The sequence below is a fragment of the Pseudoalteromonas sp. J010 genome, from assembly GCF_003934235.1.
Lineage (GTDB): Bacteria > Pseudomonadota > Gammaproteobacteria > Enterobacterales > Alteromonadaceae > Pseudoalteromonas > Pseudoalteromonas peptidolytica.
In genome coordinates, this window is the sequence record NZ_RDBW01000002.1 from 48328 (window position 1) to 67561 (window position 19234).

The following is a 19234-nucleotide window of genomic DNA, read 5'->3' on the forward strand; positions in this document are numbered from 1 at the left end:
TATAAACCACTATGTACTAAGACAAGTCAGTGGCTGACTTGTCTTAAACAAAAACGATAAAATAAAGGGAACATCTATGTCTTTTTTTAAGTCGCCAATAGCCGCAGCGATTAGTGCTGCTGTTATCGGGTTTAGCCAGCCAACTATCGCTGATGATAAAGTTGCCGCGACACCTACCGAAGAAAAATCAACGAAAGGCTGGGACGTACTTAACCCTCCTGGTGATAAACAAACGATTACCATTGATACCAATGAAACAACATGGAGTAATCTGGATGTGAGTCCAGATGGTAAACATATTGTTTTTGATATGCTTGGCGATCTGTATATCATGCCCATAAGCGGTGGAAAGGCCACTGCGCTCACCGCAGATATTGGCTGGAACATCCAACCAAAATTCTCACCTGATGGCAAAAGGATAGCGTTTATCTCCGACCGTGCCGGTGGCGACAATTTATGGGTAATGGATGTTGATGGTCAAAATCTACGTCAAGTATCTACAGAAGTGAACAATATTGTTCACAACCCAGCATGGTCGCCAGATGGCCAGTACATTGCCGTAAAACAAGGTCAAGTAACGGGCCGAACTATCCCCGGTGGTTCAATCCGCATGTATCATATTAGCGGTGGTAAAGGCGTATTAGTACGCGAGCGCTTGCATGGCGCTAAATCACAGAAGAACGTTGCTGAGCCAACCTTTTCTCACGATGGTAAAAAAATCTATTACTCGGTAGATGCAACATCGGGAGTGCGTTGGGAATACAATAAAAATGCACTTAAACCTGTTTTTGAGATCCGCAGCTGGGACTTAGCGACAGGTGAAGAAGAAACCGTGATTAGCGGTGCCGGTGGTGCGATTCGCCCAACCGTCAGCCCTGATGGTAATTCAATCGCTTTTGTAAAACGTGAAGACAATGGCGATGAAATGGTCAGCGCACTTTATACAAAGAATTTGCACTCAGGTATTGAAACGCGTATTTACTCAGGGCTCGATCGTGACTTGCAAGAAGCCAATGGCGCACACGGTAATACCCCTTCATTTGCCTACACACCTGATGGCAAGTCTCTGGTATTTTGGGCTAAAGGTGTATTCCACCGTGTAGATATTGATTCAAAAGAAGCACAAGTGATCCCAACCAGAGTCATTGCTGAAAAACAAATGACTCCAGCACTTCGCTTTGCTGTCGATGTTGCACCAGATACTTTCAAAGTTAAGCTTGCTCGCTGGTCACAACTCTCTCCAGATGGTGAGACCGTCCTTTTTCAAGCGCTTGGTTATCTTTATGTGAAAGATATTGAGTCAGGTGAGATTAAGCGTCTAACCAAACAAACCGATCACTTTGAGTTCTACCCAAGTTATTCACGCGATGGTAAATCAATCGTATACACAACTTGGAATGATAAAGCGCTTGGTGACGTAAGAGTCGTTTCTGCAACCGGTGGTAAAGGTAAAGTGATCACTCAAGAGCCAGGACACTATATCTCAGCAAGCTTCTCTGCGAATGGCAAACAAGTACTATTTAAAAAAGTCACTGGGGGCTACTTACTCAATGGTGATTGGTCAATGCACCCAGGGATCTACCTAGTTGACACATCTGGCGGTGAAGCTAAGCTCGTTACCAAGCATGGTGACAACCCTCACTTTGGTGCTGATCCTGAGCGTATTTATTTTTCGATGATGAGTGATGAAACTCATAGAGAATTAAAAAGTGTTAATTTAAATGGCCAAGAAATGCGCAGCCACTTTAAAGGAGATTATGTCTTTGACTTTAAAGTGTCACCCGACGGTAACTACGTTGCATTTATCGAGCACTTCAATACATTCGTTGCGCCATTCACTAGTACAGGTAAAACCTTATCAATTAATAAAGGTGAAAAGGCTTTCCCGGTAAAGCAAGTATCAAAGTATTCCGGCGATTTCTTAAACTGGAAAGCTGATAGCAGCGCACTAACTTGGGCATTCGGCCCGACACTTTACCATCGTAAGCTTACTGACACATTTGCATTTATTGATGGTGCTTCAAATCAGCTAGATGAGCTCACCGCAGAGGGGATTGATTTAAGTTTTACGCATCCAGCAGATAAGCCTGAGGGTATACTTGCGCTAGTAGGTGGTAAAGTAGTTACCATGCGTAATGCCGAAAAAGAGCAAGAGGTCATCGAAGATGGGGTGGTTTTAATCAAAGAAAACCGCATTGTAGCCGTTGGTAAACGCAGCGAGGTAGAGCTCCCTAGCACAGCAAAGGTTATGGATATCAGTGGTAAAACAGTTATCCCTGGCTTAATTGATGCGCACGCACATGGCAGTTATGGAAGTCGTAATTTACAGCCTCAACAGAACTGGAACCAATACTCCAACTTAAGTTTTGGCGTAACAACTATCCATGACCCCTCAAATGACTCGTCAGAAGTATTCTCTATGGCCGAGTTGCAACGAGCAGGTTTAACCGTGGCACCTCGAACCTATTCCGTTGGTCGTATTTTGTATGCTGGACATGCACCAGGCTACAAAACACCAATTAGCAATTTAGAAGATGCACAGTTTCATGTTAAACGCTTAAAAGATGCCGGTGCTATCTCTGTTAAAAGCTATAACCACCCTCGCCGCGAAACTCGCCAACAAGTGTTAGAAGCTGCAAAAAACATGGAAATCATGGTAGTACCTGAGGGCGGCTCCAAGTTCCAGCACAATATGAACATGATTGTGGATGGTCATACTGGTGTCGAGCACGCGTTACCGGTTCCTAATATTTACTCTGATATTGAACAAATGTGGGGGCAAACAAACGTTGGCTTTACACCAACATTTGTTGTTGCCTATGGCGGTATCTCAGGTGAGGAATATTGGTATGAGCATACCAATGTTTGGGAAAACGAACGCCTAATGAGTTTTGTGCCTGAATATATTGTCAAACCAAGAGCTATCCGTTCAGGAAAGGCACCGGAGCGCCATTACAATCATATCAATGTTGCCAAAACAGCCAAGCAACTCCGCGACAAAGGGGTGACTGTACACATAGGTGCTCACGGTCAAAGAGAGGGCTTAGCTGCACACTGGGAACTATGGTCTATGGCACAAGGGGGCTTCACACCGTGGCAGGCACTGAGAAGTGGTACCATTGACGGCGCAAGATACCTTGGTATGGATCATGACCTTGGCACCATTGAGCAAGGTAAATTGGCAGACTTAGCGATTATTGATGGTGACGTGCTGTCAAACATTCGTGACTCAGAAAAAGTCGCTTATACCGTAATCAATGGCCGTATCTATGATGCTGCTACCATGAACGAAGTCGGTAACTATGACAAGCAGCGCCAACCTTTCTTCTTTGAAAGTGGCTCACAAACACAGATGCACCCTGCCACTGCCGAGTATATGGAAGAAAAAGCGCATACTTATCACTGGAAACACTAACGCCCTATTTGGTTAGTGGTTTGAATAAAAAATGAGCCTACTTATTGTTTAGCGCTCTGGTTATTTGATACCTAGAATAGCCCGGTGATTTACTCACTGGGCTTTTTTATATTTTGCCTAGATCTTAACCAATACTGTTCTATGCTGTTATAGATACCTCTATCACAACAGGGAATTAGGTTATGTCTGGATTTTCACAATTCTTTCGCTCGCTTAATCTAACCAAGAAACTCATCTTTGCTTTCTTAGTTGTTGCGCTGGTGCCACTAATCGTGATTATTTCTATTGCCCTGAACTCGGCATCGAATGCGATGACAGCACAGATATACTCGCAACTTGGTGCGGTTAGTGAAATAAAGAAAAGCGCAGTCTTACGCTACTTTGATACTGTTGAGAATAAACTCGATGCGTTTACTGCAAATCCTTTGATCCCCATTATGGCGCAGGAATTTGTAACCAGCTTTACAGCTCAGGAAAGCGGTCAAAATAGCACGAAATTGAGCCGTTTCTATGACGACGTATTTGTTCCTAAATTTAACCAAAGCAACTCCTCTGGTATTGCTACCACAAACTTGATAGACAACCTCTCAGGCACTGGGCTTGCATTGCAAACTAGATATTTAGCAGATAACCCCTACCCGATTGGTGAAAAGCATAAATTTATCGAAACGGGCCACTTGGACGACTATGACCTAGCCCACCGTAGCTATCATCCCTACTTACTGAACGTTGCTGAGATCAATGAATTTTATGACATTTTCATTATTGACCCTAATAGTGGCAACATTGTTTATTCTGTATTTAAGGAAGTGGACTTTGCGACCTCTCTTGAAACTGGGCCTTACTCAAACAGCAACTTAGCTACTCTATACCAAGAGTTGAAACAAGTAACAGACCCGAGCGTCAGCGCTTTTGCTGATTACAGCCAGTATTTACCTTCCTATAACGCCCCAGCTAGCTTTATCGGTAAACCTATAGTAATGGATGGTCAAATCGTTGCGATTATAGCGATTCAACTATCCATTGATGCAATTAACGCCATCATGACTGAGCGTGAAGGTCTAGGTGACAGTGGCGAAACTTACTTAGTAGGCCCTGAAGGGCTGATGCGCTCCGACTCTTTTTTAGATCCAGAGCATCATTCAGTGGTCAATTCTTTTCGCTATCCAGAGCGAGGAAAAGTCGACACTGTTGCCGTTTCACAAGCATTGAAAAATCAGTCTGGACAGCAAATCATTGAAGACTACAATGGCGAAAAGGTACTCTCTGCCTTCACGCCCGTTGATATATTTAATACACGCTGGGCATTACTTGCCGAAATCGATGAAACAGAAGCCTTTTCTTCAATCACTTCGCTGTCTCAATATCTTACACTCATACTCGCCATCACGATAATTCTGGTGCTGTTTGTCGCATACTGGTTTTCCAAAACACTTACCAAACCTGTTCGTGAGCTGGTTGATACGATGAAATCTGTCGAGCAAGAAGGTAACTTTTCTCTTCGAGCCCCAGTTCATAGTGTTGATGAAATAGGGTTAAGTGCACAGGCGTTTAATTCTTTGCTAGATGCGTTACAACTCTCCATTACAGAGGCTAATCGTGTGATGAACCAAATGGCTTCTGGTAAATTTGACGACCGAATTAAAGTGCCATGCCGAGGCGAATTAGAAACACTCAAAGAAGCAACGAATCACTGCGCCAATACATTAAACCGCGCAATCTCAGAACTCAATGACATTTCTATTGATATGGCGCAGGGTCGCTTCGATACCAAGCTAAGCGTCCCCATGTCTGGTGATTTGGAAAAGCTCAAACATAATATCAACGACTCCCTCTCATCCATTAACTCAACCATGAGCGGAATTGTCCATGTAATGACAAATATTGAACAAGGTAACTTTAAAGAAAAAGTGACAGTTCCGGCAAAAGGAAAATTAGCGCAGCTTAAGGATGCAGTGAACAACTCGGTACAGAGTTTAAGCAGCGCAATTGACGGGATAAGTAATATCATGTCAGCAATGAAACAAGGCGACTTTTCAGTTCAGCTAGATGCACCTTTAGCAGGGCAACTCGATACGCTCAAACAAGATATCAACTCCAGCATGGCAAACTTAGACAAGGTGATGAAAGAGATAGGCACCGTGATGGCAGGGGTCAGTAATGGTGATTTTAAGCGACAAGTGAATGTGGCAGCGACAGGACAGCTTGCGCAGCTCAAAGATGACATTAACGCCTCAATTACCTCTGTCGATGTCGCTATATCTGAAATATCGACCGTAATGATGGCCATCAGTCATGGCCGCTTCGACAGAACGATTCAGTCTGGAATGTCTGGTCAACTAGACAACCTGAAAACCGACATAAACCGCTCTGTAAATAACCTCAATCAAGTAGTCGAAGAGTTGGGTAGCGTGATGGGAGCGATGTCTGAAGGTGACTTTAGCCAAAAAATAGCGCTACCGCTACAAGGGCAATTGCAGCAGCTTAAGGACGACGTAAATGACTCAACACAACAAATCTCTGATGCAATTACCGAGGTGAGCAGCGTGTTGGCCAATATTGCTAAGGGAGACTTAAGCAATAAAGTCGAGGGAGATTATCTTGGTGTGTTTGCCGCATTGCAACACGATACGAATACCACTATACAGAAGCTGACGAGCGTAATTGAAGGGATCCAAACCGCAGCCAATTATGTTGCCCAAAGTGCAGGTGAGATAGCGGCAAGCAATACAGAGATTAGTCAACGTACCGAAGAGCAAGCCGCAAACTTAGAGGAGGCGAGCGCCAGTACGGGCAATATGTTAGACGAACTGACAAAAGTTTCGAATCAATCTGGAGATGCCGTAACCCTTGCAAGAAATGCAGAAAATATTGCAAAAGAAGGGGGGAGCCTGTCGTCTCAAACCGTCGCAGCAATCAACGAAGTAAATAAAGCCAGTAAAGACATCAATGAAATTGTTTCTGTTATTGATGGCTTAGCATTTCAAACCAACTTACTTGCATTAAATGCTGCGGTAGAAGCGGCTCGTGCAGGTGAAAATGGCAGAGGGTTTGCTGTTGTCGCAAATGAAGTGAGAGAATTGGCTGGTAGAAGTGCAGCATCGGCAAAACAGATAAAAGAAATCATTGCCAACAGCAACCAAAAAGTAGAGCAAGGCACAGAGCTTGCCAACGATTCAGGAGAAAAACTGGAGCAAATAGTAGGCGCAGTGAGTGATGTTAATCATAATATCATTAAGATTAATGAGTCGACTTCGATGCAGCAGCAGGCCATAAAAGAGGTTGATTTAGTGGTTCAGCGATTAACTGACCTTATTCAAGAAAATTCAGCGATAACGGAAGAAACCATGGCTGCGGCTCGGCAAATGGCTGAACAAGCCCATGAAATGCGTACACAATTGAGCTACTTCCACCTATCAAAAGATGAATACCGTGCAGAGCGTGAGGATGGAGAGCTATTGGTGCACCAATACAATGCCTCATAGTAGCAGTTTGTGACGAATTCACCCAGCATGGCTGGGTGAAGCGTCTGATCTTCGCTTTGCTTTAAACCAGTGGCAGCATTACGTCAAAGCAAATGCGTCGGCATCCAGATACGCTGGAAAACGGCTTTTGTATTCAGCTAGTTTATTTGTATCTATCAGAACAGTAATAACCCCAGATCTTTCATCAGCAACAGAGTCAAGGGTATTACCATTAAAATCAATAACCTTGGTACCGCCATCATGCTCGGTCCCATAACCGTCCTGACCGACTCGATTTACTGCCAGAACAAAGCATTGATTTTCAATAGCTCTAGCTGCGAGCAAAGTATCCCAGTGCGAGCGCCGTGCTGCGGGCCAATTCGCGATATTAATCATCACGTCATAATCATTGTGGTTGCGTTGAAAAACAGGAAAACGCAAGTCATAGCAGATCTGCGGTAAAAATTTAACTCCGTTTAATTCGAACACTTCACGGCACTTCCCAGCCACCACAAAATCCCCCTCATTGCCTAAACAGAATAAGTGCCTTTTGTCATAGTGGCATATCTCTCCATTTGGCTGGCACCACACCATACGATTGGCTTTTTTCTCTTCATGCGGAATCAATATACTAGCAGCCACCACAGCCTGAAAACGCTGAGCACACTGCTGTAAAAACGCGATGGCTGCTTCAGCATGATGCTCAACACCCTGCTCTTTTACCGCAAACCCAGTAGCAAACGTTTCTGGTAGCAAGATTAAATCACTGTCCTCCAGACCTTCGAGTAACTGTTCTATCTGGGCAAAGTTAGCTTCTGGCGACAGCCATTGGATATCTGTTTGAACAAGAGAAACGGTTAAAGTTGACATAAACGTTTTGCAGCCTCTTCTAATGTCTGGTTTTCCTTAGCAAAGCATAATCTAATCACTTTGTCTTTAGGCGCTTGCTGATAAAACACACTAAGAGGTACAGCTGCAACCCCCACCTCGGTCACCAAATAGCGACAAAATGCAACATCATCAAGTTCAGAAATGGCACTGTAGTCCAACRATAAGAAATAAGTGCCTTCACTTGGTAACAACTCAAATCGACTCGATGCCAATGCGTTAACGAGCACGTCTCGCTTGTGTTGGTAAAATGCACTTAATTCATCAACATGTTCAGGCTGCTCAGCTAACATGTCTGCTAGCGCAAGCTGTGCTGGAGTAAAGCTCGAAAACGTTACATACTGGTGGATCTTTCTAAACTCCATAGCCATCTGTTTTGGCGCCACACAGTAGCCCATTTTCCAGCCTGTGCTGTGGAACGTTTTACCAAAGCTGGAAACCACAAAGGCACGTGCAAATAGCTCAGGATCCGACAGCACACTTCGGTGAGCAAAGCCATCAAACGTGATGTGCTCATATACCTCATCACTAATAAGTAGGAGATCATGCTGCTCTAGTAATTGCTTCAACTGTGCTAAATCGTCGCTTTTTAGGGTTTTTGCGGAAGGGTTATGAGGAGTGTTAATAATAATAGCGCGAGTCTTGGCAGTGATACTCGCGGCGACTTGCTGCCAATCAATTTGGTAATTCGGCGCAGTTAACGCAATGTGTACTGCTTTACCTCCAGCCAGTTCTATCGCAGGCTCATAAGAGTCATAAGCTGGGTCAAATACGATGACTTCATCTCCTTTTGATACAATAGCCTGAATAGCCACAAACAATGCCTCAGTCGCCCCTGACGTCACCGTGACTTGCTCTTGCCCTGACACATTCACCTGATAACGACGTGCAATTAATGCTGCGACTTGCGCTTGCAGGTTTGGTATTCCAGCCGAAGGCGCATATTGGTTCTGACCTGCATGAACATAATGATTCAGCTGTGACTTCAGATAATCAGGTGCATCAAACTCAGGAAAGCCCTGAGATAAGTTAATTGCACCATGCTCATTAGCTAATGCCGTCATTTGGCTAAATATACTGATCCCGACTTCAGGTAACTTACTTTTCACTGGCAACACTCTCTTTCTTATGGTGCTAATCATGAGTGGATGCTATCATTGCTCAAAATAGATGTATAGCCGTCCAAACGCATTTAATTTATAGGTGTAAGATATGCACACACAAGCCGCAAAACTCGCGCTTATCGAAGCAGGAGCTTGGGTTGCTCAGCAAGGCTGGGTTCCCGCGACTGGTGGTAATTTTTCTATCAAAACAGACTCTGGCTTTGTTGTCACGGCCAGCGGCTTTGATAAAGGCAAATTAACCCCTGAACAATTTTTAGAATTAAACTCTGAGGGTGCCATAGTTGCGGGCAGTGGTAAACCTTCCGCCGAGACGGCTTTGCACCTTAAGTTATATGCACTATGCGACCACGCACAGTGTATTCTGCATACTCACTCAGTCGCTGCGACAGTATTATCACGCTACATAAAAGGCGAGCAACTACAGATCTGCGGTTATGAAATGCAAAAGTCACTGTCCGGTATTCAATCGCATGAAGAAACCTTATCTATTGCTATTTTTGACAACGACCAGGACATCGAGCGACTGGCACAACACGTGGCTCAACGTCATCAGACTACACCGATAAGACATGGTGTATTAATACGAGGGCATGGATTGTATGCAGTTGGACAATCAGTACAAGAAGCCCGTCGCCATATTGAAGGCCTAGAATTTTTGTTTGCCTGCGAACTAGAACGCATAAAATTGGAGGGGCGCCAATGATCAAAGCAATACTAACGGATATCGAAGGAACCATTACCCGCATCTCTTTTGTCAAAGAGATACTATTCCCGTATGCCACGGCGCATTTACCACAATTTATTCGCGACCATCAACACGACGTCGACGTTGCCGAGCAAATTAGTGCCGTAAGAGCGGAGTTGGATAATGCTAACGCCGATATTGATACCGTGATCACAGCACTGCTTGAATGGATTGCGGCTGATAAGAAAATCACGCCATTAAAACAACTACAAGGTCTTGTTTGGCAGTTTGGTTATAAAAATGGTGACTTTACCGGACACCTGTATGAAGACGCCTACCAGTTTTTGACCCAACAAAAAGCTAATGGCCGAAGCTTATATGTATACTCCTCAGGCTCAGTAAAAGCCCAACAGCTCCTGTTTGCACACTCTGACTACGGTGACATCCGTGCACTTTTCAGCGATTATTTTGATACTAAAGTGGGCGCTAAGCAGGAAGTTTCAGCATACCTGAACATTATTGCCACCTTGCCGTACGAGGCAGAGCATATTCTCTTTTTAAGCGATATTGTCGCAGAACTGGATGCTGCAAAGGCAGCAGGTATGAAGACGTTGCAGCTATTTAGAGATGCTCAATCAACATCAGCAGAGCATCCAGTCATATCAAATTTTGATCATTTTGATGAAGGGGCATTTTCATGAGTCAACTCACCATTTTCTCCGCAAACAACCCAAACCAAGCGCTACAGCAAGTGCAGGATGCAAACACAATCGCATCTTTACTTGCAGAGCAAGGCGTGCGCTTTGAACAGTGGCAGGCCACAAAAGACATCCACTCGGACATGTCGCAAACCGAGATTATTGATGCCTATCAACACGATGTTGAAAGGCTAAAGGCGCAGGGTGGCTATCAAACTGTTGACGTCATTTCACTTGCAAAGGGCAACCCAAGCGCCCCAGAGTTACGACAAAAGTTTCTTTTTGAGCATACTCATAGTGAAGACGAAGTGCGCTTTTTTGTTAAAGGACAAGGGTTATTTTGCCTGCACTTAAACAACAAGGTATACCAAGTACTGTGCCAGCAGGGCGACCTTATCTCAGTGCCAGAAAACACACCACACTGGTTCGATATGGGCAGTGATCCAGAGTTTACGGCAATTCGCCTATTCAATAATCAAGAGGGATGGGTAGCAAGCAGTACCGGCTCTGAGATTGCAAAGCAATTTCCACTACTTGATTGATCCCAAACTGAAAACCCGGAGCAAGGAAGCAACTGCTGAGTCTAGGTTACTTCCTTACATTAAACCCCAACCACTAAAGTACTTGCCTCAACAATATCACTGCTTTTTTAACCGTAACTAACTCTTGCAGCGGTTAATTCCCAAAGATATAAGTAATAACTGCTGAATATTATTTTAAAATCTTTGATAATATCGGCATTAGGATCTGTGTACCTTTCAAGTTTGTTGTTGCAATAGTTTGAGTGGTATTTATACAAGGTAGTGCCTACGTAGCATAGTGTGTCTATGTGAATCAGGCGATAAAGACTATGTGCTACTACAAAGTCACCTTACCCTACTCCTATGTTGAGCAACGCAGCAGAAGTGCTAATAGAGCTCAGCGTTTTGGATTTACCTGAGTGCGCGTTGTTCATTGTTGCCCAACTTTTACTTAGATTACTTGGCGGCAAGTCGAGCGCAGTGAACAAGACACACTCAGAGGAACAAAAATCAAACAGCAAAGGTCAACAGACCCCAAACAAATTGATATTACTGGTCACTAATTTGGTATTTTCATGGATCTCGAAACAACACACCCGAACTATATTGATATTGGATGCTGGCAACTGAATACAGCCACGCAAACCATCAGTAATGCCCAAGAAAGTAAAGAGCTAGAACCATTACTTTTCAAAGCACTGATGTATTTTATTCAAAATCAAAACCGGATCATTACTCGCCAAGAGCTTGCGCAAAACGTATGGCATCTTAGCTTTGTTGATGATAATACAATTAACCGTGTCATATTCGAGCTAAGAAAGCAGCTGGCTTCTGATCTGCAACCGAAACCAGTGATTAAAACGCACTACCGAAAAGGCTATAGCTTTACTGTACCGCTAGCAGATGCAGCGGAGTTGCCCCCTGAAGCAGAGACCGCTGTTTGCAAAAAAAGCAAAGCATCAAAGCCTTATAAATATTATCTTATTGCGTTTACCTGTTTTGTCTTGGCAGCTATTGCCATCACCCTGTATGTAGAAATGCCCCGTCAAACTACTGAGCGTAACCGTCAGCCACCACAAGCTGCAACATTTAACAATCAAATACTCTCGTGGTATCGAGGCCATCATGGCAAATTATACAACTCTCCAGATCAGCGCTACCTCGCCTATAGCTTTAAATCCGCGACCAATGAAGCGAATACACTAGGAGAGATAAGACTGATGGATCTCACCACCCAACATGAGAAGGCGCTAAGCATACCGATAAACAGTTCCATTTTAGGGTGGTCCGCTGACAGTAATTGGATTTATTATCTACACCAAGCCGAGCGCGACTCAGAGCAACCGGTATGCGAATATCGCAAACATCGCCTATCTCCAAACACCGTTAACCGCGATCAAGCTTTATTCCCATGCTCTGGCGGCGCTATCAACGCAATATTTGATTTCGGCCAAGCACAAATAGTGTATAGCCGACGGGGTTATTTAGGGATACCTAGCCTCGGAGCCATTTATCGTTATGACCTTAATACACAAAAAGAAACTCGGATCACGACACCCAGCAATCATGGTTTTGGTGATCGCCTGCTTGCAATCATCCCCGACACACAACAGTTGATTTTTACACGTAACATTGGTGATAAGGTTGAGCTATTAGTCACCACACTCAATGGCCATAAAACCTTGAAATTAGCTGAATATCCACATTTGTTATGGGCTGCAAATTGGGATCCTAAGCAAAAAACAGTGTTGTGGTTTGACCATGACAGCAGCGAAATAAAGCGTTATTCAATGCAAACTTTAACTGAGCTACCACCTGTTAGGGTAGCAGTAGAGCCAACATCTTACGTTTTGCCGATGTCAAAGAGCCAGCTACTCATGACGACTTATGGCTATGATCATGATAGTTATGTCATTGATTTAAAAACGGGCGAGTCAACAACTTTTGCTAAACCCAAGATCTACGAAGTGATTATGGCCTACCTTGGAGAAGGAGAGTTTGCCTACACGGATTCGGTCTTTAAGGACACCGAGTCATATACTGTAATTCGAATCGACCAACATCATAGATATAGCCCTATCACACAACTGAGTGCTGGATATTCAATCATTGACTCCGATCCTGCCGAGCAGCAAATATTGGTTAAGCAGACAGTGAATAAAGTCGCCCAAGTAAGAGCTTTAGGCTCGCTCAATATACTATATACGATGCCAGATAACGAAAAAAATGGTGACACCCGCCTACACAATAATCGAGTGGCACAGCTGCGCGCCCATGAAATAACGGATGATAAGATAATTGAAGTGATCTCTATCAGAGATCAAAAGAGCACAACTCTTCCTGCTCGCAATATTGTCGGTATTGACTGGTATGACGATACCCAGCTCGTCACGCTATCGAGCAATAGAGACATCGCACTATTGAACGTTGTAACCACCGAAGTCACCCCGTTAATATCGGGTGAAGCCCTGCACCATAACTTGAAAGGTGAAAAGGTCAGACCCATGATAACGGCAGCTAACGGTGATATATACCTTTATAATCGACAGTCTGTATTTAAGCTTAATGACGATAACACCCTTGAAACCGTTCTGGATATAAAGTCCGTAGTCAATGCCGACTCTAGCATCTACTATTTAGATGCACATGGTAACAAACTGCTGATTTCTTACATCTCTCGATACCATAATGAAATTAAGTTATATCAACGCTAGGGCATGCCAGCACAAATAATAGATGGCATCGTATTGGTACTCAATTACCACGTGTTTGCCATCCTCCTAGTAACTAGCGAAAATACAACTTAGATATGCGCTTATTTGTCAAAAGTCGAGTAAAAAAAATGGCGAGCACAGAGTGCTCGCCACGGTTGGGATCAATTTGGTTAACTTATTGAACGGTTAATGTTTTCACTTTAAAGCCCTTAGCTTCTAGTTGCGTTGTCAATGAAGGCGCATCCCCCACTACAATGTAAGTCATATTTGTTGGTGCAAGGTGCTTAGCAGCTAATTGATTTAGTTCTTTTTTAGTCACCTTTTCGATAATGTTAGCCTGTGTTTCTACAATACTTGAATCAACATTATGTGCGTGCATCATTGCAAAGAAACTTAATTTCGCAGCTGGTGTTTCATATTTCAGTGCATCTCGCTGGGCAATGGCATTTTTTGTAAACTCCACTTCTTTGTCTGTCAGTCCCGATGTACTAACCAATTTTAATTCATGTTGAATTTCGTTTAGTGCATCTGCCACATTTTCAGCATTAATTCCAGAAGAAATCACATAATGTCCTGTGTCTCGATTTCCTGAGAAAGTGCCACGGATACCATAGGTGAAGCCTTTATCTTCTCGCAAGTTTTGCGTAATACGGCTGTTAAAACTATTTGAGAATGCAAAGTTCATAATTTGACTTTTAAAATGCTCACCTGATAAGTCTGCAGCCACAGTATGCGTTGCCACCCTGATCTGCGCCTGAGGTGCATTTTCTTTGTGTACAAGGTAAATCGTATTGCTGTCTAACTGCGCAGGTGTTGCCTCAACCATAGTAAGCTCACCTTTACCCTGCCACTTAGATAGTGCACCTTCCAATGCCGCAATGAGTTTAGGCTGCGCCATATCAGATACTACCGACAATTTACTACCTTGCGGGCGAACTTGCTTGGCGTAATAGGATTTAATATCGGTAAGCTCTAGCTTTGCAAGCTCGTCAACAGTAGGTAACCAAGGTTTACTGTAGTTTCCTTTTGCATACATCACTTCATTTAATGCACTATCCGCTAAAAAGTCAGCACTATCTCGCTCTGTTTTACTGTACTCCATGACAAGGCCTTTCACTCGATCAAAATCTGATTCAGCAAATTTAGGCTGCAATAACTTCTCAGCCAACACCGCTAATGTTTGCGTTAGATTCTTCGTTAAAGTCGACACCTCAATTTCAATATGCTCAGGCTTAGCATCAAATGATATTTCCGCACCGAGTTTAGCTAACTGCTGAGCGAGTTCTGATTTTGTATGTTGAGTTGTCGCTTCTGTTAGCATTTCAACCGTTAATAATGCAACACCTGGTAATTGCTCTGGGTCATATAAGCGACCTGCTGGAATTTGCAATAGTAAGGTTGTAGTAGGCGTTTCAGCATCTTCTGCACCTAACACTTCAATACCATTCATCGTTTTTGTTTTCCAAAGCTTGGGTAACGTAATCGTTTTTGCAGCACCAGAGGTAGGCTTTATACTACGGTCAAAAGTATCTACGATAATAGGTAACTCTACCTCAGCTTTTGCCGTTTCAGTGCCTGCTGGTTCGAAAAATGTTGGTGTATAGTTGTCCGGTTGCGCCACTGTCTCCGGCTTACCTTTAGGTACAATGCTGAGAACAGTATGCGGTTTGTTAGCAACATATTGAGCATATACTCGCTTAATATCATCTACTTTCAGCGCTCTGATACTCGCTAGCTGCTGACGCAAGTAGTCAGGACTGTTATGGAAAGTCTCAAATTCGGCAAGCATTGACACTTTACCTTGCACACTTTGCAGCGCCCTAACAATTTCTGCTTCTCGTTTGGTAATAAATAGCTCAATGTCATTTTGAGTCAGGTCATTTTCAATGTAGTCACTCACTAAGGTTTCAATATCTTGGTTTAGCGCCGTCAACGTTTTACCACTTACAGGGTGTGGCAGTGCGATAATAATCATCTGACAAGATAATTCAAAACACTTATGCGTAGAGCTTGCATGAACAGCTTGCTGAGTATCAACTAATTTCTGACGCAGCATCGAACTCTCACCTTGGCCAATAAAATAACCTAGCGCATCTAATGCGGCTTCATCTTGGTGCCCCATATAGGCCGTCGGATAGGTTTTTCTGATCATTGGCAGTGACACATTATCTTCGTACGACACAAAACGAGTTTCACTCAATGTACCTGGCTGTTTTGCAGCGCTGGTCACGGCCTCGCCTCGTGGTATTGAACCAAAGTATTTTTGTACCAATGGCAACACGTCATCGCGACTAATTGCTCCACCAATCGTTAGGGTCGCGTTATTTGGGCCATACCAACGTTTAAAGAAGGCTTTTAAATCGTTGGCATCAGCTCTATTTAGATCCGACATATATCCAATTGGCATCCAAGAATAAGGATGCCCATAGCCATACAGAGCTTGATGCGACTTTTCGGTACCCTGCCCATAAGGCACATTGTCATAACGCATCATGCGTTCATTTTTTACCGCAGCACGCTGAACTTCAAACTTTTCTTGAGTAATACCTTGAGCAAAAAACCCCATACGGTCTGACTCTAACCACAGCATCTTCTCCAACTGATTTACAGGGACGGTTTGGAAGTAGTTAGTTCTATCTAAATTCGTTGTGGCATTTAGCTTTCCACCCGCTTCAGTCACCATTTTAATATGTTCTTCATCTGCCACATGTTTTGAGCCTTGAAACATCATGTGTTCAAATAAATGAGCAAACCCTGACTTACCCAGCTCTTCTCGTGCAGAGCCAACATGATAAGTCACATCAACATGCACTAATGGATCAGAGTGGTCTTCATGTAGAATAACGGTTAGGCCATTTTCTAATTCAAACTTTTCATATGCGATACCAATATCACCGCGTTCAATATGCTTTTGTTCAACAAATTCTGCACCTGCATATTGTTCGCTTTCAGACGATTGAAACTGACTACAGCCATTTAATGTTGCAGTCATAATTACTGCCATTGCTACTTTGTTTAAAAGCATAAGAAAATCCTTACATCAACTTTATTATTTTATCTGTTTAGAGGAGCTCGCAGGCTGTCCCCTGCTGTTGACGACAAGATTAACTATCTCTGCTCGGTGAGTCGCTTATGAAGTTATCATGAATTCATTTTTATTTTATTAGCAATATAATCAATAGTTTAAAATTATTATAGAAATATTCCACACGGGCTTTTCGTTATTTCGAGGCTTTTACAAGCAGTATCTGGGTGTAATGTTAGCGCAAGTGGCTAAGTCGTCTTTAGCAATCAATGTCTATTAGTAATGCGTGAAGTGTGGGCAGTTACAATAGCTTGGTTTATACCAATTATCTTTATTAAGTGGTCTATGTTGAAGCGAGCAAACCTTGTCGATAACACCGCTTCCGCGTCCCGCTCACACCGAGGTATCTATCTCCAGTAGGCAAGACAAAAATTTGTTTTGTCTAATCGAACAAGCATTAAGGCAAATTGGCATAAACCTGAGTCGAATATACATAAGGCCATAAAAAAGCCTGACTTCAATACAGTATCAAAGTCATACCAATTTGCTTAATTAAGTGGTCTATTTTGAGGCGAGAAAATCTTGTCGATAACTAGACAAAAATTTTGCTATTTAGTTGTTCTAAATGAGAAATTTTTAACGCTGTTAGCGTCAGATTTACTCCTTCAAATTGAGCAAGTATTAAGTCAAATTGGTATCAGGCTTTTATTAGATTCTTTGTTGTCTACAGCTTCAGCGGTTGCTCCAAAAATGCCAGCACTTTTTGGTAGTACTTCAAGCGATGTTCTGGTTTGTAAAACCCATGACCCTCATCTTCCAGCAAGTAATATTGATGCGGTACTTTCGCTTCTTTTAAAGCATCAATGATAGACTCAGCCTGCTCGATAGGTGCCCGTTGGTCTTCACCACCATGAACAATAAGCACGGGAACTTTTAGCTTATCTGCGTTGTAACTTGGCGAAAACGCCTTTAGCTGTTTTTCGTCAGTCCCGAGTACACGCTCTAAATATGCAACCCCTGAGCTGCGCTGAGCTACGTCACCTTCTTCAAACATCAGTGGTAAATCGTATACACCAACAACACCGACTGCGCATTGGAATAAGTCAGGTTCTAATATTGCGCTTTGCAATGCAGAATAACCGCCAAAACTTGCCCCCATAATACAGATCCGTTGGTCGTCTACGATGCCCTTTGCGATTAGATCTTTGGTTCCATCAATGATGTCGTATTGAATTTCTTTACCCCACTTCTGATAACCTAGTCTCTCAAATGCTTCACCATAACCACCCGAGCCTCTAAAATTCACCTGTAACACTGCGATACCGCGACTTGCCAACATTTGCACTTCAGGATCAAATTGCCAGAAGTCCCTTGGGCCATGAGGGCCACCATGCGGCATAACTATCAGAGGCAAGTTCTTTTTCTCTTTTCCAAGTGGTGTAGTCAGATAACCATTAATGGTCAGTCCGTCACGGCTGGTAAATGCGATGGCTTCCATGTTGGACATTTTTGCAGGTGCTATCCATTGCCTAGCAGATGCCAGATAACGCATCTTATTCTCTTTGCTATTATATAAATAATAATCTCCAGGATTGGTATCGCTACTTGCAAATACCACGACTTGCTCGCCATCTCTGGTACTACTAACAATACGAATTTGATTACCTGGGATCGATGCCACCAATGATTTCAAACGCTGACTCCAGTTAGCATTATCATCAATAAATGCGTACGTCGGATAGCCTGGATCTAGTTCTATCGCAAAAGGAGATTTATCAAGCGGGTCAACCCACACCTTAGTTGGGTCAACTTCTTTATCTTGGAAAATATGTGTTAGCGCTTTACTTTCTAAGTTTAACTGATAAAACGCTTTCGGCTCACCATTTTTAGATGCTGATAGATAAACAGATTTACCCGTTTTATCAAACCCATGCATCCAAAAATCGTCTAACTCGTCAGCAAGTTTTAGCTCAACCCAATCTGACTGTTTTGCTGTGCGAGTGTACACTGATGAGTACCCATCATCATCTTGTGTCACGACAGCACGAACTTCGCCATGATGATCTGTTAAGAAACTCCCCATTTTTCTTGGTGAGGCCGTAACTTTGCGTCTAACACCGGTATGAACATTCACTTCATACACTCGTGTTACCGGCTCTTTGGAACCACTCCAGGGGTAAGTCACAATCAACATCTTATCTTCGTCATTAACCAATGGGTCAAGAATATAAGATGTCCCGTAAAGGGGGGTTGCTTTACGCAGTCGCGACCCTGTTTGGCCTTCTCCTTGATACCCTACCAAGTATTTACCACGGCTGCCGTCTGCATTCACGCCAAATAATTCACCATGATATTCTGGGTGATCTTTCCAGCCACGGATGTACTGTTTTTCAAGCACCACTCTATTGTCATTAACCCACTCATATCGACCTATTTGCGCGTTGTCGTCAAACCGAACAGCATGGAGCAGCTTAAATTTATCTAGCTGCAAAAAGCCAAGTGTGTTTTTCCCCTCCCGCTTTGTAATGAAGCTCAGATATTCGCCATTGGGCGATATTTGTACATCAGAAAATTCACTGCCTTTACTAAAGTGTTCAAGTGGGACTACTGATTTTGCGAGCGCCTGTGTCGCGAGTAAACCAACAGCCAATATCAGAAACTTTTTCATCCTAATTCACTACCTCCATTCAAAATTAAACG

At 43.2% G+C, this 19234-nt stretch carries 11 protein-coding genes; 7 read left to right on the forward strand and 4 right to left on the reverse strand.

Annotated features, from left to right (window positions below; translation table 11 throughout):
- Positions 1-76: 76 nt before the first annotated feature.
- Positions 77-3415 carry an amidohydrolase family protein gene (locus EAG18_RS01755; protein ID WP_125250692.1) on the forward strand — a complete coding sequence of 1113 codons (3339 nt, stop codon included), beginning with the start codon at positions 77-79 and terminating at the stop codon, positions 3413-3415.
- A 182-nt stretch (positions 3416-3597) separates the two neighbouring features.
- Entirely contained in the window at positions 3598-6900 is a 3303-nt protein-coding gene (locus EAG18_RS01760) for a methyl-accepting chemotaxis protein (RefSeq protein WP_125250693.1), read from the forward strand.
- Positions 6901-6978: 78 nt separating this feature from the next.
- Here the strand turns inward: EAG18_RS01760 and EAG18_RS01765 are convergent, their stop codons facing one another.
- Both EAG18_RS01765 and EAG18_RS01770 read right to left on the reverse strand, forming a co-directional pair.
- Complete coding sequence (locus EAG18_RS01765; RefSeq protein WP_125250694.1) at positions 6979-7749, reverse strand: amidohydrolase; 771 nt, start codon at positions 7747-7749, stop codon at positions 6979-6981.
- Positions 7737-8876: a methionine aminotransferase gene (locus tag EAG18_RS01770; protein WP_125250695.1), complete on the reverse strand. Its 1140-nt coding sequence runs from the start codon at positions 8874-8876 to the stop codon at positions 7737-7739. Before EAG18_RS01770 ends, EAG18_RS01765 begins: the two co-directional genes overlap by 13 nt.
- A 103-nt stretch (positions 8877-8979) precedes the next feature.
- Here EAG18_RS01770 and EAG18_RS01775 point away from each other — a divergent pair, with 103 nt between their 5' ends.
- The 5 genes from EAG18_RS01775 to EAG18_RS01795 all read left to right on the forward strand — a co-directional run bounded on the left by EAG18_RS01775 (position 8980) and on the right by EAG18_RS01795 (position 13509).
- On the forward strand, positions 8980-9594 hold the full coding sequence (locus tag EAG18_RS01775) for a methylthioribulose 1-phosphate dehydratase (protein WP_125250696.1): 615 nt from the start codon (positions 8980-8982) through the stop codon (positions 9592-9594).
- Positions 9591-10277 carry an acireductone synthase gene (gene mtnC, locus EAG18_RS01780; RefSeq protein WP_125250697.1) on the forward strand — a complete coding sequence of 229 codons (687 nt, stop codon included), beginning with the start codon at positions 9591-9593 and terminating at the stop codon, positions 10275-10277. Before EAG18_RS01775 ends, mtnC begins: the two co-directional genes overlap by 4 nt.
- A complete protein-coding gene (locus EAG18_RS01785) occupies positions 10274-10816 on the forward strand; it encodes a cupin domain-containing protein (RefSeq protein WP_125250698.1) in 543 nt (180 codons plus the stop codon). The genes mtnC and EAG18_RS01785 overlap by 4 nt, the downstream gene beginning before the upstream one ends.
- A gap of 342 nt (positions 10817-11158) precedes the next feature.
- The gene (locus EAG18_RS22295) at positions 11159-11425 is read left to right on the forward strand and encodes a hypothetical protein (protein ID WP_125250699.1); all 267 of its coding nucleotides are present in this window, start codon (positions 11159-11161) and stop codon (positions 11423-11425) included.
- Entirely contained in the window at positions 11371-13509 is a 2139-nt protein-coding gene (locus tag EAG18_RS01795; protein WP_125250700.1) for a winged helix-turn-helix domain-containing protein, read from the forward strand. Before EAG18_RS22295 ends, EAG18_RS01795 begins: the two co-directional genes overlap by 55 nt.
- Positions 13510-13684: 175 nt before the next feature.
- Here EAG18_RS01795 and EAG18_RS01800 read toward each other — a convergent pair whose 3' ends face one another.
- Positions 13685-16534, reverse strand: a complete 2850-nt coding sequence (locus tag EAG18_RS01800) for a pitrilysin family protein (protein WP_125250701.1) — start codon at positions 16532-16534, stop codon at positions 13685-13687.
- A 724-nt stretch (positions 16535-17258) separates the two neighbouring features.
- Positions 17259-19202 (reverse strand): S9 family peptidase, encoded by a 1944-nt coding sequence (locus EAG18_RS01805; protein WP_125250702.1) that lies wholly within the window; start codon positions 19200-19202, stop codon positions 17259-17261.
- Between the last annotated feature and the right edge of the window lie 32 nt (positions 19203-19234).

Excerpts from the sequence above, each read along its gene's own strand:
- EAG18_RS01755 (WP_125250692.1), top strand. The coding sequence starts at position 77 with ATGTCTTTTTTTAAGTCGCCAATAGCCGCAGCGATTAGTGCTGCTGTT.
- EAG18_RS01760 (WP_125250693.1), top strand. The coding sequence starts at position 3,598 with ATGTCTGGATTTTCACAATTCTTTCGCTCGCTTAATCTAACCAAGAAA.
- EAG18_RS01765 (WP_125250694.1), bottom strand. The coding sequence starts at position 7,749 with ATGTCAACTTTAACCGTTTCTCTTGTTCAAACAGATATCCAATGGCTG.
- EAG18_RS01775 (WP_125250696.1), top strand. The coding sequence starts at position 8,980 with ATGCACACACAAGCCGCAAAACTCGCGCTTATCGAAGCAGGAGCTTGG.
- mtnC (WP_125250697.1), top strand. The coding sequence starts at position 9,591 with ATGATCAAAGCAATACTAACGGATATCGAAGGAACCATTACCCGCATC.
- EAG18_RS01785 (WP_125250698.1), top strand. The coding sequence starts at position 10,274 with ATGAGTCAACTCACCATTTTCTCCGCAAACAACCCAAACCAAGCGCTA.
- EAG18_RS22295 (WP_125250699.1), top strand. The coding sequence starts at position 11,159 with ATGTTGAGCAACGCAGCAGAAGTGCTAATAGAGCTCAGCGTTTTGGAT.
- EAG18_RS01795 (WP_125250700.1), top strand. The coding sequence starts at position 11,371 with ATGGATCTCGAAACAACACACCCGAACTATATTGATATTGGATGCTGG.
- EAG18_RS01800 (WP_125250701.1), bottom strand. The coding sequence starts at position 16,534 with ATGCTTTTAAACAAAGTAGCAATGGCAGTAATTATGACTGCAACATTA.
- EAG18_RS01805 (WP_125250702.1), bottom strand. The coding sequence starts at position 19,202 with ATGAAAAAGTTTCTGATATTGGCTGTTGGTTTACTCGCGACACAGGCG.